Genomic DNA, 19,089 nt, shown 5'->3' with positions numbered 1-19,089 from the left:
GATGCACGACACCCATGAGCCGGTCCCCTCGGACGAGGCGCTGCCGGACCTGTCGGGTCTGGCGTTGAGTTCGCTGGCCGGCCATGCGGGACGCCCCGCGCTCAGCTCGCTGGCGTCGGTGCTGCTGCCGCGGGCCGAGGCCGGCGGGACGATGGTGGCCTTCTACGAAGACGGCATTTTCATCGCCTGATCAGTCGTTCGTTCGCGCAGCCCTTATGTGGCCCCTGCAGACCCTGGACGTCGCCGAGGTGCGGCGTGCGGGCATTGCCCCTGTGCCGTTCCGGCAGTTCGTGCTGAAGGTGCACAGCCGGTGCAATCTGGCGTGCACGTATTGCTATGTCTACCGGGGTGCGGACGAGAGCTGGCGGGACCGTCCGGCGCGGGTGCCGGAGGACGTGGTGGCACGGACGGCGGAGCGGATCGCGGAGCACGCGCGGACGCACAACCTGTCCGCGGTCCACGTCAATCTGCACGGCGGTGAGCCGTTGCTCGCCGGCCCCGCCCCGCTCGTCGGGTACACCGAGACGGTGCGCCGGGAGGTGCGGGCCCGGGTGCCGGAGTGCCAGGTGCACGCCTCCGTGCAGACCAACGCCACGCTGCTGACGGAGACGGCCGTCGCGACGCTGGCGGACGCCGGGATCCGCATCGGGGTGAGCCTGGACGGGGGGACGGCCGCGCTCAACCACCGTCGCGTGGGCCACAACGGGCGTCCGTCCTGGCCCGCCGCGACCCGCGGGCTGCGGCACCTGGCCCGGCGCCCGGAGGCCTACGCGGGGGTGCTGTGCACCATCGACCTCGCCTCCGACCCCGTCGAGGTCTACGAGTCGCTGGCGGCACTGGAACCCCCCTCGATGGACCTGCTCCTGCCGCACGCCAACTGGTCGGCCCCGCCGCCCGGCAAGCCGGCCGGCCGCGCGCCGGCCCGGGGCGGCCCGACCCCGTACGCCGACTGGCTGATCCGCGCCTTCGACCGCTGGTTCGAGGAGACGGCCGGCGCGCCGCCGGTCCGGCTCTTCGCCGAGATCGCCGGGCTTCTCCTGGGTCTGCCCAGCGGCGCCGAGGCCGTCGGCACCTCACCGGTAGCGGCGGTGGTCATCGACACCGACGGCGCCATCGAGCAGGTCGATTCCCTCAAGACCGCGTACGAGGGCGCCCCCGCCACCGGCCTCGATGTCTTCCGCCATGCGTTCGACGACGCCCTGGACCACCCCGGTGTCGTCGCCCGCCAGCTCGGCAGGGACGCCCTCGCCCCCACCTGCGGCACGTGTCCCGTCGTGGCTGTCTGCGGGGCGGGCAACTACGCGCACCGCTATCTGGCAGGGCAGGGTTTCCGCAACCCTTCCGTCTACTGCGCCGATCTGGAGAAGCTCATCCGGCACGTGGCGAGCCGCTTGCATGCGGTTACGTCCAATGAATACGGCCCGCAGGCGTAGCATGAGGCTCACTGCGGCTGGGACGGCCCAAGCAGTCATCCGTGCGGTGTGCGTGAAGCTGAGGACGGTGCCGATTACCCATGGTGGCACCGCGTTGCGGTAGGTCCAGCGGTCGGACGAACCACTGCCCGACCTCATCCGCCTGTTCTGACTCCAAGCGCGGCAGAAGGCGGCCACCTGGTGCTCGCCAGCGTGACCTCCTCACTTTTGAGCAGGTGCGTCGACAAGGAACAGGTGGCGTACTACGACGACAGCCCCGGCGTCGTCTGAGATCTGAACATATGTCACGCATGTGCCCGAACATAGGCATTGACGTCGCTGGTGTGCGGCGTACGGACGTCCTTATTCCGCACGGCGGTGAATTGCCGCTCACCGGGCCCGCACCTTTTGTCACGGACATAGCTCGCAATGTCTTCAGCGACGGCCTGGAGCCCGCCAGGCGGTGCGCCCAGCAGGCAGCCACCCGACTGGGGGAGCTCGGCCACGGGCTGACCCCGGACGAAGTTGAGTTGCAACTCGCCATCAAGTTCGACGCGACGCTGGGCGCGGTCCTCGCGAAGTCCGGCGCCGAGGCCCAACTGCAGGTCACCTTCCGGTGGAAGCCGGGAAGCGGATCGTGACCGTCGGTCCAGGGAGCGCGATTCTCCCGTACAGCTACATCGTGGGCCAGCACGAACTGAAGCTCGCCCTGGAACTCAATCACATTGCGCCCGGCATCGGCGGAGTGCTCATCAGCGGGCAGCGCGGCACGGCCAAGTCCACGGTCGTGCGTGCCTTCTCCGCCATGGTCCACGGCGAGTTGCCGGTGACCCTGCCCATCAACGCCACCGACGACCGGGTGCTCGGCGGATGGGACCTCGATGCCTTGATGCGGGGAGAGGCCGTCGTCCAGCGAGGGCTGCTGGACGAGGCGGGCGACAAGGGCCTGCTCTACGTGGACGAGGTGAATCTGCTCGACGACCACGTGGTCGACATCATCCTCGACGCGGCGTCCACCGGGTGGCTGACCGTTCAGCGGGAAGCGCTGAACCAGCGCCAGTACATCCGATTCGGCATCGTGGGCACGATGAACCCGGAGGAAGGCGGTCTGCGTCCGCAGTTGCTCGACCGGTTCGGCCTCATGGCCACCGCATCCGAACTCGCACCCGAGCAGCGCCGTGAGGTGATTTCCACCGTCCTACGCTTCGACGAGGCCCGCGACGCCGCGTCGTCGCCGTGGCTCGACGAAGGGCGCGAGCAGGACGCCGAGCGCAGCCGTGCGCTGCATGCGGCCAAGGAGGCGTACGAGCGCGTGGAGCTCTCGACCTCGATGATCGAGTTGTGTGCGGACGTCGCCTCGCTCGTCCGGGCGGTGGGGCACCGGGGAGAGCTCGTCACCGCGTTCGCGGCACGCGCCATGGCCGCGCTGGAGGGGGCGCCCCACGTGCGGCCCGACCACGTGCGCGCCGTCGCGCCGCTCGCCTTGCGTCACCGCCGGCCTGATGCGGCACACGGCGGCCCGGTCGAATGGACAGCGGAGGGGACCGAAGGCCTGGACGGCCTCTTCGCTTAGGGACGGGGAGCACTGTGGACGTTCCGCCGGACGACGCGGCAGCGCGGCGCCTCCTCCGCGTACTGGGATGACGGAGAGGCCCGGCCCCAGGGCACGGGTGCTCGTGCTGAACTGCATCGAATACCGCACACTGTGAGGCGAGTCCCGTGCCGGTCTCGAATTGTGCGAGAAGGCCGCCGACCCGTGGCGGGCACTGCTGCCCCCGACGGATCCGTCGCTTCTCTGCCTTGCGCATCAGCACGCCAACCTCTCGCGCAGGACGGGGCGTTACTGCCGGGCCATGACGCGGGGCATCGCGACGAGGCCCGGCGCTGGGAACGCCACAGCATCGAGCAGCTTTCCGGCACCCTCGGCGCCGGGCATCCGCACACCGTGTCCGTAGGCCGCCGGGAGCGGCAGTACTGGGACTTCGAACCCCAGCCCATCTGAGCCCGGTACGCGAGGGGCCCCGCACTCGGTGAGTGCGGGGCCCCTCGCGTGGTGTCGCTCAGTGGTGCCTCAGAGCTCGAAGACCTCGTGCACCAGCTGCTCCTGCTCCGCCTGGTGGCGCTTGGCGGAGCCGACCGCCGGCGACGAGGAGGCCGGGCGCGAGACGCGACGCAGCCGGTCGGCGTTGTCGGGGGCGGCGCCCAGGACCAGGTCGAGGTGGTCGATGAGGTTGAGGGCGATGAAGGGCCAGGCACCCTGGTTGGCCGGCTCGTCCTGGGCCCAGATGTACTTCTGGGCCTTGGTGAACGGGGCCAGGGCGGCCTGGATCTCCAGGCCCGGGAGCGGGTAGAGGCGCTCGATCCGGATGAGGGCGGTGTCGAAGGCACCGCGCTTCTCCCGCTCGGCGACGAGGTCGTAGTAGACCTTGCCGGAGCAGAAGACGACCTTGCGGACCTCTTCCGGCCTGACGGCGGAGTCGCCGATGACCGGCTGGAACTGACCGGAGGTGAACTCCTCGGTCGTCGACGTCGCCGCCTTCAGACGCAGCATCGACTTCGGGGTGAAGACGATGAGCGGCTTGTGGTGCGGGTTGTGGACCTGCCACCGCAGGAGGTGGAAGTAGTTCGCCGGGGTGGTCGGAACCGCCACCGTCATGTTGTTCTGCGCGCACAGCTGGAGGAAGCGCTCGATGCGGGCGGACGAGTGGTCCGGGCCCTGGCCCTCGTAGCCGTGCGGGAGGAGCAGGGTGACGCCGGAGGTCTGGCCCCACTTCTGCTCGGCGGAGGAGATGAACTCGTCGACGACGGTCTGCGCGCCGTTGACGAAGTCGCCGAACTGGGCCTCCCAGGCGACGAGCGCGTCCGGGCGGGCGAGCGAGTAGCCGTACTCGAAGCCCATGGCCGCGTACTCGCTGAGCAGCGAGTCGTAGATGTTGTAGCGCGCCTGGTCCTCGGAGAGGTAGAGCAGCGGGGTGTAGTCCTCGCCGGTCTCCCGGTCGACCAGGACGGCGTGCCGCTGGCCGAAGGTGCCGCGGCGGGAGTCCTGGCCGGCGAGCCGGACCGGGGTGCCCTCCATCAGCAGGGAGCCGATGGCGAGGGTCTCGCCCATGGCCCAGTCGATGGTGCCGTCCTCGACCATGGCCGCGCGGCGCTGCAGCTGCGGCAGCAGACGCGGGTGGACGGTGATCCGCTCCGGGATGTTGACCTGCGAGGCCGCGATCCGCTTGACGGACTCCTGGCTGATCGCGGTGGCGACCGGGACCGGGAACTCCGGCCCGGCCGGCGTGTCCTGCTCCGCCTGCGAGGTGGCGGGCGCGGTGGCCTCGCGGACCTCGGTGAAGACCTTCTCCAGCTGGCCCTGGTAGTCCTGCAGGGCCTGCTCGGCCTCTTCCAGGGTGATGTCGCCGCGGCCGATCAGGGACTCGGTGTAGAGCTTGCGCACCGAGCGCTTCTTGTCGATCAGGTCGTACATCAGCGGCTGGGTGAAGGACGGGTTGTCGGCCTCGTTGTGACCGCGGCGGCGGTAGCAGATGAGGTCGATGACGACGTCCTTGTTGAACGCCTGGCGGAACTCGAAGGCCAGCCGCGCGACGCGGACCACGGCCTCCGGGTCGTCGCCGTTGACGTGGAAGATCGGTGCCTCGATCATGCGCGCGACGTCGGTGCTGTACATCGACGAGCGCGAGGACTCCGGGGCGGCGGTGAAGCCGACCTGGTTGTTGATCACCACGTGCACGGTGCCGCCGGTGCGGTAGCCGCGCAGCTGCGACATGTTGAGGGTCTCCGCCACGACGCCCTGGCCGGCGAAGGCCGCGTCGCCGTGGAGCACGACCGGCATGACCGTGAAGTCGGTGCCGCCCTTGCCGATGACGTCCTGCTTGGCGCGGGCGATGCCCTCGACGATCGGGTCGACCGCCTCCAGGTGCGAGGGGTTGGCGGCCAGCGAGACGGTGATCTGCTCGCCGTCCAGACCGGTGAAGGTGCCCTGGGCGCCCAGGTGGTACTTCACGTCGCCGGAGCCGTGCATCGACTTCGGGTCGAGGTTGCCCTCGAACTCGCGGAAGATCTGCGCGTACGACTTGCCGACGATGTTGGCCAGCACGTTCAGCCGGCCGCGGTGGGCCATGCCGATGACGACCTCGTCCAGGCGCGACTCGGCGGCCGCGTCGATGACGGCGTCGAGCAGCGGGATGACGGACTCGCCGCCCTCCAGCGAGAAGCGCTTCTGGCCGACGTACTTGGTCTGCAGGAACGTCTCGAAGGCCTCGGCAGCGTTGAGCCGGCGCAGGATCCGCAGCTGCTCGTCGCGCTCGGGCTTGGTGTGCGCGCGCTCGACGCGGTCCTGGATCCACCGGCGCTGCAGCGGGTCCTGGATGTGCATGAACTCGATGCCGACGGTGCGGCAGTACGAGTCGCGCAGCACGCCGAGGATGTCGCGCAGCTTCATCAGGGACTTGCCGGCGAAGCCGCCGACCGCGAACTCGCGCTCCAGGTCCCACAGGGTGAGCCCGTGCTCGGTGATGTCGAGGTCGGGGTGCTTGCGCTGCTTGTACTCCAGCGGGTCGGTGTCGGCCATGACGTGGCCGCGGACCCGGTAGGAGTGGATCAGCTCGAAGACGCGGGCGGCCTTGGTGACGTCGTCGTCGTGGCTGGCGTCGATGTCCTTGAGCCAGCGGACCGGCTCGTAGGGGATGCGCAGCGCCTCGAAGATGTCGTCGAAGAAGTTGTTCTCGCCCAGCAGCAGCTGGTTCATGATCCGCAGGAACTCGCCGGACGCGGCACCCTGGATGACCCGGTGGTCGTAGGTGCTGGTCAGCGTCATGACCTTGGCGATGCCCAGCTTGTTCAGGGTGTCCTGCGACGTGCCCTGGAACTCGGCCGGGTAGTCCATCGAGCCGACGCCGAGGATCACCGACTGCCCGGGCATCAGGCGCGGCACCGAGTGGACGGTGCCGATGCCGCCGGGGTTGGTCAGGGAGACCGTGACACCCGTGAAGTCGTCCATGGTCAGCTTGCCCACGCGGGCGCGGCGGACGATGTCCTCGTAGGCCTGCCAGAACTCGAAGAAGTTCAGGGTCTCGGCCTGCTTGATCGCCGCGACGACGAGCTGCCGGTCGCCGTTGGGCTTGACCAGGTCGATGGCCAGGCCCAGGTTGACGTGCTCGGGCTTGACCAGCGTCGGCTTGCCGTCCTTCTCCGCGAAGGACCAGTTCATCGCGGGCATGATCTTCAGCGCCTGCACCATGGCGTAGCCGATGATGTGCGTGAAGGAGACCTTGCCGCCGCGGGCGCGCTTGAGGTGGTTGTTGATGACGATGCGGTTGTCGAACAGCAGCTTCACCGGGACGGCGCGCACGGACGTGGCCGTGGGCAGCTCCAGCGAGGCGTGCATGTTCTTCGCCACGGCCGCGGACGGACCGCGCAGCGTCACGAACTCCGGGCCCGCCGCGTTCGCGGCGGCCGCTGCCTTGGGGGCTGGGGTCGGCTGCTGCGCAGGGGTGGGCTTCACCACGGCCGGCTTCGGCGGGGCGGGAGCCTCGGCGACCGGCGCGGGGGCCGGGGCAGCCGGCGCCACGGGGGCAGGCGCGGCCGCGGCCGGGGTCACCGGCGCGGGGGCCGGGGCCACCGGGGCGGGCGCCGCCGGAGCCGGAGCTGCCGGGGCGGGCGCCGGCGGGGCGGCCGGAGCTGCTGCGGGGGGCGTCTGAGGACGGCCCGTGGCGACCGCGGAACCCGTATCCGCTCCCGGCTTGTAGTCGGCGAAGAAGTCCCACCAGGCTCGGTCGACCGAGTTCGGGTCCTGGAGGTACTGCTGGTAGATCTCATCGACAAGCCACTCGTTCGGCCCGAAGCCCGCGGCAGGGTCCTGGGCCTGCCCGTCGGTTTCGGTCCTGGGGGTACCGCCCGGCCGGAGGCTGGGGGAACTCGAGCTATTGGGGGACTGTGGCGACACGGCGGTAACCGCCCTCTTCCGCTTCACAAGGTGATGGACAGCGGGAATAAAGGCTACGCCTATCGGACCGGTTCCTGCAGGCCCGGGGGCCAGTCGTCGCCTAAGTCACATCGAAAGGGCGGTTTCGGCGCGGAGATTGGCGGGAAAGAGGTCCCGAATCGACAGTCTCGCTCCGGGTGGATCACCCCACCCGGCCGAACGGCGCACGTCAGGCCGGTGCCGGCGCGGAACCCGGAAGGGTGACGCGTATGCGGCAGCCGCGCGGGGACTCGGCGACCTTGATGTCGCCGCCGTGCAGGTCCACCGCCCAGCGGGCGATCGCCAGCCCCAGTCCCGTACCGCCGTCGCCGGGACCCGCGGTGCCGCGGTTGAAGCGCTCGAAGACACGGGTGCGCTCCGCCTCGGGGATGCCGGGGCCCTCGTCCAGCACCTCCAGGTCCAGGCTGCCGGGGCCGGCGCCGCGCCGGGCGCGGACGGTGACCCGGCCGCTGGGCGGGCTGTGCTTGACGGCGTTGTCGACCAGGTTGGCGACCACCTGGTGCAGCCGTTCGGCGTCCGCGTACGCGGTGAGCTCCGGCGGCGAGACGTCCAGGTGCAGATGGACGTCCTTGCGCGGCCGGGCGCCCGGCCCGCCGTCCTGGAGCCCCAGGCTGGCGGCCTTGATCACCGCCGACAGGTAGGGCCACACCTCGAAGCGCTTGGCGTCCAGCGGCACGATGCCGCTGTCGAGGCGGGACAGGTCCAGCAGGTGGGCGACGAGCAGGCTCAGCCGTTCGGCCTGCTGGAGCGCGGTGCGCATGGTCTCCGGATCGGCCTCGGAGACGCCGTCGACGACGTTCTCCAGGACCGCGCGCAGTGCCGCGATCGGTGTGCGCAGCTCGTGTGAGACATTCGCCACCAGCTCCTTGCGGTGCCGGTCGACGGCCTCCAGGTCGGCGGCCATGCGGTTGAAGGCGTCGGCCAGCTCGCCGACCTCGTCGCGGCGGCGGGCGTTGACGCGGCGGCCGTAGTCGCCGCGGGCCATGCCGATGGCCACCGAGGTCATCTCCCGCAGCGGCGCGGTCAGCCCGTGGGCGACCAGCTGGGAGATGAGCAGCGAGGCGATGATCGAGAAGATCGTGATGATCCTGATCTCGGTCGCGGAGTGCATCGCGACATAGATGAGGAAGGTGGTGATCGCCACCGAGGCGATCACCAGGAACTGCAGCGCCGCCTTGATGGACCGGAACGGGTCCCACGGCCGCAGCGCCGCCCACGCACGGTCCCGCAGGCTCGGCGGGGGCGGCGTGCTGTAGGGGCTCACGGTGTGGGCGTCTCGAGGGCGTAGCCGACGCCGTGGACGGTGCGGATGCGCTCCGCGCCGATCTTCCGCCGCAGTGCCTTGACGTGGCTGTCGACGGTGCGGGTGCCCGAGGCGTCCGCCCAGTCCCAGACCTCCGCGAGCAGCTGCTCGCGGGAGAGCACGGCGCGCGGCTGCTGCGCCAGGCACACCAGCAGGTCGAACTCGGTGGGCGTCAGGTGCACGTCCGCGCCGCGGACCCGGACCCGCCGCTGGGCGTTGTCGATCTCCAGGTCGCCGAGCTGCATGTTGGCGCCGCGCGGGTCGCGGGCGGCGATGGTGGCCCGCTCGACGCGGCGCAGCAGGACGTGCACGCGGGCGACGAGCTCGCGCAGCGAGAACGGCTTGGTCATGTAGTCGTCGGCGCCCACACCGAGGCCGACCAGCATGTCGGTCTCGTCGTCGCGCGCGGTGAGCATCAGCACCGGCACGGGCCGTGCGGCCTGCACGCGGCGGCAGACCTCCAGGCCGTCGTAGCCGGGCAGCATGACGTCGAGCACGAGCAGGTCGGGCTGCCAGGCGGCGGCGGTCTCCACCGCGGCCGGGCCGTCGCCGGCGGTGCGGACCTGGAAGCCCTCGGCCCGCAGGCGTACGGCGATGGCGTCGGCGATCGTCGCGTCGTCCTCGACCACCAGTACCCGGCGCTGTGCGCCGGGGGTGGCCGCGACCGCTGCGGCGTCGCCCGGAGTCGGCTGAGTGGTGTCCATGTGCGGTCCCCCATGGTCGTTTGCGTTGCGCAGCAGCGTACGGGGCACGACGGTATCGCGGCTATGCGGGTGTGGTTGCCAGGTGCACGACATCCGGAACGCCCCGGTCCACGGGGGTCTCCATCGTGCGGACCTGCGTGAACCCCGCGGTCCGCAGTGCGTCCTCGAACGCGGCGGACGGCTGGGCCGACCATACCGCCAGTACGCCGCCGGGTGTGAGCCGCGCCCGGCAGGCCGCCAGGCCCGCGGGACCGTACAGCCCGCGGTTGTCCTCGGTCACCGTCCAGTCGGGGCCGTTGTCGATGTCCAGGCACAGGGCGTCGTACGTCGCGTCCGCGTCCCGCAGGTACGCGACCAGGTCGCCCTCCAGCACCGTCACCCGCGGATCGTCCAGCGCGTGCTCCGAGAAGGGCGCCAGCGGCCCGGTGCGGTGCCAGTCGACGACGGCGCGCTCGCGCTCGGCCACCGCGATCCGTCCCCAGCGCGGCTCGCACGCCGCGCGGGCCAGGGAGAAGCCCACGCCCAGGCCCCCGATCAGCACCGACAGGTCCGCGGCGTCCGCCGGCAGGGCGGCCAGGGCGGCGTCGACCAGCAGCCGCTCGGAGCGGCCGTCGGAGGTGTCCATGAGGAAGGTGCCGTTGGCGATGATCTCGAACCGTGCCGCGTGCCGGCGCAGGACCACCTCGCCGTACGGCCCCTCGCGGCGGTCGAGCGTGACGGGCCGTTCCTCTTCGTTCGCGCGCATGGGCTCAGCGTAATGAGGAGCAGGTCAGCGGCCGGTCGGCAGTCGATCGCTCAGAGCGAACACGGACCGGGGAACACCAGGGGCATCAGAAGCATTGAGTCTGCATAGCTCAACTTGATTGCTTAGGGAGAGATAATGGCTCAATCGTCTTCGTCGGCGTTCGCGCCGCTCACCCTGCCCGTGCTGCCGCTCGACGACGCGGTGGTCCTGCCGGGCATGGTGGTGCCCGTGGACCTCACCGACGCCGAGGCGCGCGCCGCGGTCGAGGCGGCCCAGGCCGCGCAGCGGTCCGGACTGCCCGGTGTCGGCAACAAGCCGCGGGTGCTGCTCGTTCCCCGTGTGGACGGCGACTACGCGGGAGTGGGCACGCTGGGCACCGTCGAGCAGGTGGGACGGCTGTCGGACGGCGATCCCGGGGCCGTGATCCGCGGCGTCAGCCGCGTGCGCATCGGCGCCGGCACGACCGGACCCGGCGCCGCCCTGTGGGTGGAGGGGACCGAGCTCGCCGAGCCGGTGCCCGCCGAGGCGCCCGGCACCGTCGCGGAGCTCGTCAAGGAGTACAAGGCGCTGGCCACCAGTTGGCTGCGCAAGCGCGGGGCCTGGCAGATCGTGGACCGCGTCCAGCAGATCGACGACGTCTCGCAGCTCGCCGACAACGCCGGCTACTCCGGCTTCCTCACCACCAAGCAGCGCATCGAGCTGCTGGAGACCACCGACCCGGTCGCCCGGCTGAAGCTCGCCACGCAGTGGCTGCGCGACCACCTGGCCGAGCAGGACGTCGCGGAGACCATCCGCAAGGACGTCCAGGAGGGCATGGAGAAGCAGCAGCGCGAGTTCCTGCTGCGGCAGCAGCTCCAGGCCGTCCGCAAGGAACTGGCCGAGCTGAACGGCGACCCCGAGGACGAGGCGGACGACTACCGTTCCCGCGTCGAGGCCGCCGACCTGCCCGAGAAGGTGCGCGAGGCCGCCATGAAGGAGGTCGAGAAGCTGGAGCGGTCCAGCGACGCGTCCCCCGAGGGCGGCTGGATCCGCACCTGGCTCGACACCGTTCTGGAACTGCCGTGGAACACCACGACCGAGGACGCCTACGACATCCCCGGCGCGCGGGCGGTGCTGGACGCCGACCACGCGGGCCTGGAGGACGTGAAGGAACGCATCACCGAGTACCTGGCCGTGCGCAAGCGCCGCAGCGACCGCGGTCTCGGGGTCGTCGGCGGCCGGCGGGGTGGCGCGGTGCTGGCCCTGGTGGGCCCGCCCGGCGTCGGCAAGACCTCGCTCGGCGAGTCCGTGGCCCGCGCGATGGGACGCAAGTTCGTGCGCGTCGCGCTCGGCGGCGTCCGGGACGAGGCGGAGATCCGCGGCCACCGGCGCACCTACGTCGGCGCGCTGCCCGGCCGGCTCGTGCGCGCCATCAAGGAGGCCGGGTCGATGAACCCGGTGGTCCTGCTGGACGAGATCGACAAGGTGGGCTCCGACTACCGCGGCGACCCGTCCGCGGCCCTGCTGGAGGTCCTGGACCCGGCCCAGAACCACACCTTCCGGGACCACTACCTGGAGGTCGAACTGGACCTGAGCGACGTGGTGTTCCTCGCCACCGCCAACGTCCTGGAGGCCATCCCGGAGCCGCTGCTGGACCGCATGGAACTGGTGCGGCTGGACGGCTACACCGAGGACGAGAAGGTCGTCATCGCCCGCGACCACCTGCTGCCGCGCCAGCGCGAGCTGGCCGGGCTCGGCGAGGACGAGGTCACCGTCGACGACGCGGCCCTGCGCAAGCTGGCCGGGGAGTACACCCGCGAGGCGGGCGTGCGCACCCTGGAGCGGTCGATCGCCCGCATCCTGCGGAAGGTCGCGGCCAAGCACGGACTCGGCGAGCGCGAGCTGCCCTTCACCGTCACCCCGGAGGAGCTGCGGGACCTCATCGGGCGGCCGCACCACGTGCCGGAGTCGGCGCAGGACCCGCAGGAGCGGCGCACGGCGGTGCCGGGCGTGTCCACGGGCCTGGCGGTCACCGGCGCCGGCGGCGACGTCCTCTACATCGAGGCGTCGCTGGCCGACCCGGAGACCGGCGGCAGCGGGCTGCAGCTGACCGGACAGCTGGGCGACGTGATGAAGGAGTCCGCGCAGATCGCGCTCTCCTTCCTGCGCTCGCACGGCGCCGAACTGGAACTGCCGGTCGGCGACCTGAAGGAGCGCGGCGTCCACATCCACGTCCCCGCGGGCGCGGTCCCCAAGGACGGCCCGAGCGCGGGTGTCACCATGACCACCGCGCTGGCCTCGCTCCTGTCGGGACGCCGGGTCCGCACCGACGTGGCGATGACCGGCGAGGTGTCGCTGACCGGGCGCGTACTGCCCATCGGCGGCGTCAAGCAGAAGCTGCTGGCGGCGCACCGCGCCGGGATCACCACCGTCGTGATCCCCAAGCGGAACGAGGCGGATCTGGACGACGTCCCCGCCGAGGTCCTGGAGAAGCTGGAGGTCCACGCGGTCTCGGACGTCCGGCACGTGCTGAAGCTGGCCCTGGAGCCCGCCGTCACCGACGCGGACTCCGGCCTGGAGGCCTCGATCGCGGCGTGAGCCGGGCCGCGTCCGGAGGAGAGAAGAGAGCGGAAGAGAGCGGCCCCTCCCCTGCGCCCGGGGAGGGGCCGCTCTCGCGCCCGGAGGCCGCCGCGCCCGGTGGGGAAGTGACACCGGCGACGGATGTGCCCCTGGTCACGCCGTTGATCCACGTCTGCGAAATACTGGGGGCGCCGCGCACACCGCGGCGCCTGAAGCGAAGTTTCCGTCCTGAAAGCGGGTGACCGCGTGGCCGACACGGCCGGGTCCCACGGAGGTGCCGACCCAGTGATGGAGGCGCTCGAACGCGAACTGACCGTCCTGTTCCGGCGGGCCCGGGCCTCGCAGGGCGAAATGGCCCGCGAGGTCCATCCCGAGCTCGAACCCGCGGCGTACGGGCTGCTGGCCCGGCTGTCCGAGACCGGCCCGCAGCGGGCGACCGTGCTGGCCGGGTACTTCGGCGTCGGCAAGGCGACGATGAGCCGCCAGCTGCGTGCCCTGGAGGAGCTCGGGCTGATCCACCGCGAGCCGGACCCGGCGGACGGCCGGGCCTTCCTCGTCCATCTGACGGAGGAGGGCGAGGCCCGCTTCACCCGGGTCCGGCTCGCCCGCCGGGCCCGCTACGTCAGCCGGCTGCGCGGCTGGGACCGGACCGAACTGTCGGAACTGGCCAGGCTGCTGAGCCAGCTGAACGACTCGCAGGAAGGCGCCTGAGCGCACGCCGGCAGCGGCGTCGGCGTCCGACCGCTTCGATGACGGCGAAGGCCCCCTGTGCGGTGGGGCCGTCCGGGACCGCACCGCACCGGGGGTCTTCACGTCCGGCCGTCGTGCCCGGCGGACCGTTCACGGCGGGCGGCCGGGGCCGGGGTGTCGCGCTCGTCCTGGCTCGAGCCGTACGGCGGTGGTCTCCGACAGGCGGCGCGGCGCGGCTCGGCGCTCGGGCAGGTCGCGGGCGCGGGCGGACCGGATCAGCCGCGTGGACGGCGCCGTACTTCAGTACCGCTGGAGCTCCACGAACACCGCGGTGGCGTCGTCGCTCTTCTTGCCACGCGGGAAGCGCGTGCGGTCCGGGTCGGCGGACTCCGCCGCGCGGACCCGGCGGACGAGTTCGTCGGGTCCGGCCTTGCGCAGCAGGTCGACCAGGCCGGCCCGGTCGGTCTCGCCGAAGACGTCGGCCAGGCGCGTCGCGCCGTCGGTGAGGGCGGCGACGGCCCGCACCGACGACCGCGGCCGCACACCGGTGACGGCTCGGGCCGCCACCTCCGGGTCCGCGGCGGCCGTGAAGAAGCCGCCCTCGGCGTTGCGGAGCGCCTCGACGGCCTCGGCGTACACCGCCGCGGCCCGCGCGCGCTCCTCGCTGCCGCGCGGCAGCGCGCGGACGGCGGCGCGCAGCGCGGGCACGGGTTCGGGCAGGCGGTCCAGCCGGTCGTCGAGCACGGCGTCCACCGCGCCGGACGCGTCCTCGATGAGCAACTCCGAGTCGGATAGCACCAGATGCTCCACGCTGTCCGCATTCCACCGGACCGCCACAACGGTCGCCTGAGGGGTGCGCCGGTGATAAAGGTCACAGGTCGCGCGGTGCGTGTCGGCGGTCCGCGCGATGGCCTGCGCGAGACACTCCGCCAGGGGCGGCGCCGAGGGCGAAACGGACAGTTCGATCATGGAACCGCCCAGCTCGGAGACGTACCAGGGCACGGTGTGGCGGCAGCCGGTGGGACCGTCGGGCGGGGTGACGCCGTCCAGCAGGACCAGTGAACCGCCGCCGCCTGATGCGGGCATGGCGATCGCCACGAAGTCCTCGTTCGGGCGATCGGGGGTGCCGGGCTCGGTGGCCGTCTCGACGCGCATGCGTCCAGTGTGCGGCACCCGCTCGCGCGGCCTGTTCGAACCCCCGCGGGGGCCCGCCGCGGGGTCCGGGCCGTGAAGGCGCGCATCCTGCCAGGACCGCGCGGAGGACGCCAGTTCCGTGCCGTGACCGCCGGCGGACCCGCGAGCGGCGGTCCCGCGCGGGAGTTGAACGTCAACTTGTCGGTGCGATTCACTCGTTCGAGTGTCGAGGTGAGGGACGCACATCTGCATTCCGGGTCGGCCTGAGATGGTCGGGACGATGCCGGGAAGAGGCCAGACGTTGCCGTGCTCGGCGCTCGGCCGATGTGTCGTCATCTCGGGACAACTGGACCAGGCAGACGGGATAGCGAGCACCGGTGCGAACACGACGTAACCCGCGGACCAAGCGCGTGCGGCAGAGACTGCTCGGTGCTCTGCTGATCTGCGCCGTCACCGTTCTGGCCGCCTCCGCGCCGGGGGTGGCGACGGCCGTACGGGACCTCGCGGAGTCCCAGCGGCTGCTCGGCATGGCCCGGCTCCAGGGGCAGGCGGTCTCCCTCGGCCACGCACTGGCCGACGAGCGCGACGACACCGCGGTGCTCGTCGCCACCGGCCGGTCCGCCGAAGGCGCCACGGGCGTCCCCGGGACCGAGCGGGAGCGCGTCGACCGGCAGGTCCAGGAGGTCCTCGCGGCCGCCGCGGACGCCGACACCGCCGACGCCCCGGCGTTCGCCGCCGCGCTCACCGAGGCGCGCCACCGGCTCGGCGAACTGCCCGAGATCCGGCGGAAGGCGCTCTCCGGTTCCGGCGGGGCCGTCGCCGCCGTCCTGGCGTACCAGCCGCCCATCGACGCGCTGAACGCCCTGGGCGCGGCCGTCGCCCGGTCGCTGCCCGCCCGCGGCGCCTCCGCCGACACCACCGCGCTGCCCTTCCTCGCGCGCGCCGTCGACCACGCCTCGTTCGAGCGCGGCCTGCTGGTCGGCGCCCTCGCCGCGGGCGGGTCGCAGGCCGAACTGGTCGGCGCCGCGCAGACCGCGGCGGTGGGGGAGAGGACCGCGCTCGCCGACTTCCGCGCCGCCGCGTCGTCCGCCGCCGCCGAGCAGTACGACCAGACCGTCACCGGTTCCGACGTCACCACCGCCGACCGGCAGCTGAAGTCGCTGCTGGACGCGGGCTCGCTCTCGGCCTCCGACCGGAAGCTGAAGTCCGCCTCCGTGCAGAGCGCGCTCTCCGCGCGGATCGACCTGATGCGCGGGGTCGAGTCCTCGCTCGCCGCGGCCTCCGCCGACCGGCTCGCCGCGCTGCGCTCCGACGACGTCACCGGCCTCGAACTGCACGTCGCCCTGGCCGGCGTCTGCTTCCTGCTGGTGCTCGGCACCTGCGTCTCCACCGCCCGCTCGATCACGCGGCCCGTCGCCGCCCTCAACCGGTTCGCGCGCGGCGACGTCCCGGCCGACGAGCAGGTCAGGGCCGTCGGCTCGGACGAGTTCGCGGCGGTGGCCCGCGCCGTCAACGCGCTGCGGGCGGAGACCGCGGGCCTGCGGGAGCGGATCGCCGCGCAGGACGCGGAGCACACACGGGTGCAGGGCGTCTGCGACGCCCTCGCCGCCGAACGCGACCTGCTGCGGAGCCGGCAGGAGGCACTGGCCGCGGAGGTCGCGAGCGTGCGCGGCAGCGTCAGCGCCACCTCCGTGAACCTCACCCTGCGCACGCTCGGCCTGGTCGAGCGGCAGCTCACGCTCATCGAGAAGCTGGAGGAGCTGGTCCACGACCCGGACGAGCTCGCCCAGCTGTTCCGCCTGGACCACCTCGCCACCCGGATGCGCCGCAACAGCGAGAACCTGCTGCTGCTCGCGGGCACCGAGCACGGCCACACGAACGCCCGGCCGGTACCGCTGGTGGACGTCGCGCGCGCCGCGGTCTCCGAGATCGAGAAGTACGAGCGGGTCCGCATCCAGCAGCTGCCCGCCGGCCGGATCGCCGGCTTCGCCTCGGACGACCTGAGCCACCTCGTCGCCGAGCTGCTGGAGAACGCCACCACGTCCTCGCCGCCGGACACCGAGGTGCAGCTGTCCGGCTGGATGCTGGAGAGCGGCGAGCTGATGCTGTCGGTCGAGGACGAGGGCATCGGCGTCCCGGCCCACCGGCTGGAGGAGCTCAACGCCCTGCTGGCGCAGGCCGACCCGGCCGCGCCGACCTCCGAGACCACCGGCATGGGCGTGTACGTGATAGCCCGGCTCGCCGCCCGGCACGGCATTCGCGTCCAGCTGCGCGACGCCAAGCGCGGCGGGACGACCGCGGTCGTGGTCGTCCCCGCGTCGGTCACCGCGCCCGCGGAGGACCCCGAGGGCCCGCAGACCCCGGTCGAGGCCGCGGTCGCCGGCGAGCCGTGGCAGCCCCGCGCCGTCCGGCCCCGGCCCCGGTCTGCCCCGCTGCCGGCCCCGCGGGAGGAGCGGGACGCAACGCCGGCCGGCGGGGACGCGCAGGAGCCGGCCGCCGGGGCGGAGGCGGGCGGGAGCGAGCCGATCGAGCACGCTCGTGCCGACCAGCCGCTGCCCGAGCCCGCGCCCGAGCCCGCGCCCGTTCCCGCGCCGGCCGCCGAAACCGCGCCGGGCGGCAACTCGTTGACCGCCAAGGGACTGCCGCAGCGGGTCCCGAGAGCCACCGGACTGTCGGGCGAGCCCCAGGTCCGTGACGCCCGCCAGGGGAAGGCGGTGGACCCGGAGGAACTGCGGCGCAAGCTCGGCGGCTTCGCCCAGGGTCTGCGCGAGGGGCGCGCGGACGCGGACGCCGAGACACGTGAGACACGGCGCGACGCGGTCGCGCCCCAGGGGACGACGGACACAGCGGAAGAGAAAGTCAGCTCGGGGGGACCACAACAAGTCGAAGCCGAAGGCGTCGAGGAGGCACGCGGTTGATGTCGGCCAGAACGGACACCCAGAGCGAGCGGGACCTGAGTCACGAGGCACGCAACCTCCAGTGGCTGCTGCGCAATTTCGTGGACGACGTGCCGGGCGTCCGCTCCGTGGCCGTCGTCTCGTCGGACGGGCTGCTGCTGCTGAACTCGGAATCGGACGATTCCGAGGAAGGCGCGGACGCGCCGGACGCGCCGGAGGGGTCCGCCGCCGACGGTGACGATGCCGCCCGGCCCAAGGGCCCCGCGGGCACGTTCGCGGACCTGGCGACGGTGGTCTCCGGCATCGCGTCGCTCACCGACGGCGCCGCCCGCCTGATGGAGGGCGGCGGGGTCCGGCAGACGGCGGTCGCGATGGAGAACGGCAGCGTGTTCGTGATGTCGATCAGCGACGGTTCCCTGCTGGGCGTCCACGCGGACACCGAGTGCGACATGAGCGTCGTGGCGTACCACATGGCCCTCTTCGTCGGCCGGGCCGGCCATGTGCTCACCCCGCAACTCCGCACGGAGCTGCGGCAGGCGATCGAGGGAGCCCGCTGATGCCCCGGCACGCCGCGACGCTCCCGGTGCGCGGTGCCGGGCGCCGCTCGGCCCGGGTGCGCCCCTACGCGCTGACCGGCGGCCGGACGTCCTTCGGGCACGTGCTGCTCGTGGAGACCTTCGTGGCCACGATCGACGGTGCGCAGGAGCGCCGGGAGCTGACCTCCGGGAGCTGGGCGGAGCGCGTGATGCCGGAGATGCGCGCCATCGTCGAACTGTGCCGCCGGATGCGGTCGGTCGCCGAGATCTCCGCGCTGCTGCGCATGCCGCTGGGCGTCGTCCGCGTGCTGCTCAGCGATTTGGCCGATCAGGGAAGGATCCGCGTGTACGGGACCGGGCACGGGCCCGGTACCCCCGATCGCGCGCTGCTGGAGAGGGTGCTCGGTGGACTTCGCAGGCTCTGAGATGGCGTCGGTGACGGAGGAGGAGGGCCTTCAGGAGTGGCAGCTCGACGTCAGCCGCGCGCCCACCTCGACCAAGATCGTCGTGGCGGGCGGCTTCGGCGTCGGCAAGACCACCTTCGTCGGCGCGGTCTCCGAGATCACCCCGCTCACCACCGAGGCGGTGATGACCCGGGCCAGTGAGGACATCGACGACCTCGGCTCGACCCCGGACAAGACCACGACCACGGTGGCGATGGACTTCGGCCGGATCACCCTCGACCGGGAACTGGTGCTGTACCTGTTCGGCACGCCCGGCCAGCAGCGGTTCTGGTTCATGTGGGACGACCTGGTGCGCGGCGCGATCGGCGCGGTCGTGCTGGCCGACACCCGGCGGCTGGCGGACGCCTTCCCGGCGCTGGACTACTTCGAGAGCAGCGGCCTGCCGTACGCGGTGGCGGTGAACCACTTCGAGGGCACGACCGCCTACGACGAGATCGACGTCCGTGAGGCGCTGGCCGTGCCGGACGAGATCCCCGTGCTGATCTGCGACGCGCGCGACCGCTCCACGGTGATCCAGGTGCTGCTGGCGCTGGTCAAGCAGGCCCTGGTCGCGCACCCGGACTAGCAGCCCCAGCCCTCCGGAGGTGCCTCGCGGCGCCGCCGGAATCCCGTCCCACCTCACCCATCTCCCCAGCACCGTACGAGAGAGCGTGCCG

General features: G+C 72.3%; 15 protein-coding genes. 10 read left to right on the top strand and 5 right to left on the bottom strand.

What is annotated here, in order from left to right:
- The first annotated feature begins 1 nt into the window (after position 1).
- From ACIP64_RS01205 to ACIP64_RS01190, 4 genes are all read left to right on the top strand, one after another.
- Entirely contained in the window at positions 2-190 is a 189-nt protein-coding gene (locus tag ACIP64_RS01205) for a hypothetical protein (RefSeq protein WP_401580459.1), read from the top strand.
- Positions 191-215: 25 nt separating this feature from the next.
- Entirely contained in the window at positions 216-1,433 is a 1,218-nt protein-coding gene (locus tag ACIP64_RS01200) for an FxsB family cyclophane-forming radical SAM/SPASM peptide maturase (protein ID WP_401580457.1), read from the top strand.
- A gap of 323 nt (positions 1,434-1,756) precedes the next feature.
- Positions 1,757-2,053 carry a CU044_2847 family protein gene (locus ACIP64_RS01195; RefSeq protein ID WP_401580455.1) on the top strand — a complete coding sequence of 99 codons (297 nt, stop codon included), beginning with the start codon at positions 1,757-1,759 and terminating at the stop codon, positions 2,051-2,053.
- On the top strand, positions 2,050-2,985 hold the full coding sequence (locus tag ACIP64_RS01190) for an AAA family ATPase (RefSeq protein WP_401580453.1): 936 nt from the start codon (positions 2,050-2,052) through the stop codon (positions 2,983-2,985). Before ACIP64_RS01195 ends, ACIP64_RS01190 begins: the two co-directional genes overlap by 4 nt.
- 498 nt (positions 2,986-3,483) lie before the next feature.
- On the opposite strand, the gene ACIP64_RS01185 is transcribed toward ACIP64_RS01190, so the two are convergent.
- The 4 genes from ACIP64_RS01185 to ACIP64_RS01170 all read right to left on the bottom strand — a co-directional run bounded on the left by ACIP64_RS01185 (position 3,484) and on the right by ACIP64_RS01170 (position 10,153).
- The gene (locus ACIP64_RS01185; RefSeq protein WP_401580452.1) at positions 3,484-7,362 is read right to left on the bottom strand and encodes a multifunctional oxoglutarate decarboxylase/oxoglutarate dehydrogenase thiamine pyrophosphate-binding subunit/dihydrolipoyllysine-residue succinyltransferase subunit; all 3,879 of its coding nucleotides are present in this window, start codon (positions 7,360-7,362) and stop codon (positions 3,484-3,486) included.
- A 208-nt stretch (positions 7,363-7,570) separates the two neighbouring features.
- Entirely contained in the window at positions 7,571-8,665 is a 1,095-nt protein-coding gene (locus ACIP64_RS01180; RefSeq protein ID WP_401580450.1) for an ATP-binding protein, read from the bottom strand.
- Positions 8,662-9,408 (bottom strand): response regulator transcription factor, encoded by a 747-nt coding sequence (locus ACIP64_RS01175; RefSeq protein WP_401580448.1) that lies wholly within the window; start codon positions 9,406-9,408, stop codon positions 8,662-8,664. The genes ACIP64_RS01180 and ACIP64_RS01175 overlap by 4 nt, the downstream gene beginning before the upstream one ends.
- A 61-nt stretch (positions 9,409-9,469) precedes the next feature.
- Positions 9,470-10,153: a spermidine synthase gene (locus ACIP64_RS01170; protein WP_401580446.1), complete on the bottom strand. Its 684-nt coding sequence runs from the start codon at positions 10,151-10,153 to the stop codon at positions 9,470-9,472.
- A 135-nt stretch (positions 10,154-10,288) separates the two neighbouring features.
- Here ACIP64_RS01170 and lon point away from each other — a divergent pair, with 135 nt between their 5' ends.
- Both lon and ACIP64_RS01160 read left to right on the top strand, forming a co-directional pair.
- Positions 10,289-12,730: an endopeptidase La gene (gene lon / locus ACIP64_RS01165; protein WP_401580445.1), complete on the top strand. Its 2,442-nt coding sequence runs from the start codon at positions 10,289-10,291 to the stop codon at positions 12,728-12,730.
- 270 nt (positions 12,731-13,000) lie between these two features.
- Entirely contained in the window at positions 13,001-13,423 is a 423-nt protein-coding gene (locus ACIP64_RS01160; RefSeq protein WP_401580443.1) for a MarR family winged helix-turn-helix transcriptional regulator, read from the top strand.
- Between the two features lie 279 nt (positions 13,424-13,702).
- On the opposite strand, the gene ACIP64_RS01155 is transcribed toward ACIP64_RS01160, so the two are convergent.
- A complete protein-coding gene (locus ACIP64_RS01155; RefSeq protein WP_401580442.1) occupies positions 13,703-14,557 on the bottom strand; it encodes a hypothetical protein in 855 nt (284 codons plus the stop codon).
- Between the two features lie 389 nt (positions 14,558-14,946).
- On the opposite strand from ACIP64_RS01155, the gene ACIP64_RS01150 reads away from it, so the two are divergent.
- Genes ACIP64_RS01150 through ACIP64_RS01135 form a run of 4 tightly spaced genes read left to right on the top strand, consistent with a single transcriptional unit; the run spans position 14,947 to position 18,998 of the window.
- Positions 14,947-17,454, top strand: a complete 2,508-nt coding sequence (locus ACIP64_RS01150; RefSeq protein ID WP_401580440.1) for a nitrate- and nitrite sensing domain-containing protein — start codon at positions 14,947-14,949, stop codon at positions 17,452-17,454.
- Entirely contained in the window at positions 17,454-17,990 is a 537-nt protein-coding gene (locus tag ACIP64_RS01145) for a roadblock/LC7 domain-containing protein (RefSeq protein WP_401580439.1), read from the top strand. Before ACIP64_RS01150 ends, ACIP64_RS01145 begins: the two co-directional genes overlap by 1 nt.
- Entirely contained in the window at positions 17,990-18,394 is a 405-nt protein-coding gene (locus ACIP64_RS01140; protein WP_401580437.1) for a DUF742 domain-containing protein, read from the top strand. Before ACIP64_RS01145 ends, ACIP64_RS01140 begins: the two co-directional genes overlap by 1 nt.
- A 1-nt stretch (position 18,395) precedes the next feature.
- Positions 18,396-18,998 carry a GTP-binding protein gene (locus tag ACIP64_RS01135; RefSeq protein ID WP_401580436.1) on the top strand — a complete coding sequence of 201 codons (603 nt, stop codon included), beginning with the start codon at positions 18,396-18,398 and terminating at the stop codon, positions 18,996-18,998.
- Positions 18,999-19,089: the final 91 nt, after the last annotated feature.

The sequence above is a fragment of the Streptomyces sp. NPDC088733 genome, from assembly GCF_044751185.1.
Classification (GTDB): domain Bacteria; phylum Actinomycetota; class Actinomycetes; order Streptomycetales; family Streptomycetaceae; genus Actinacidiphila.
Note: the sequence above shows the minus strand (reverse complement) of the source record. Positions and strands in the feature narration are given on the sequence as shown.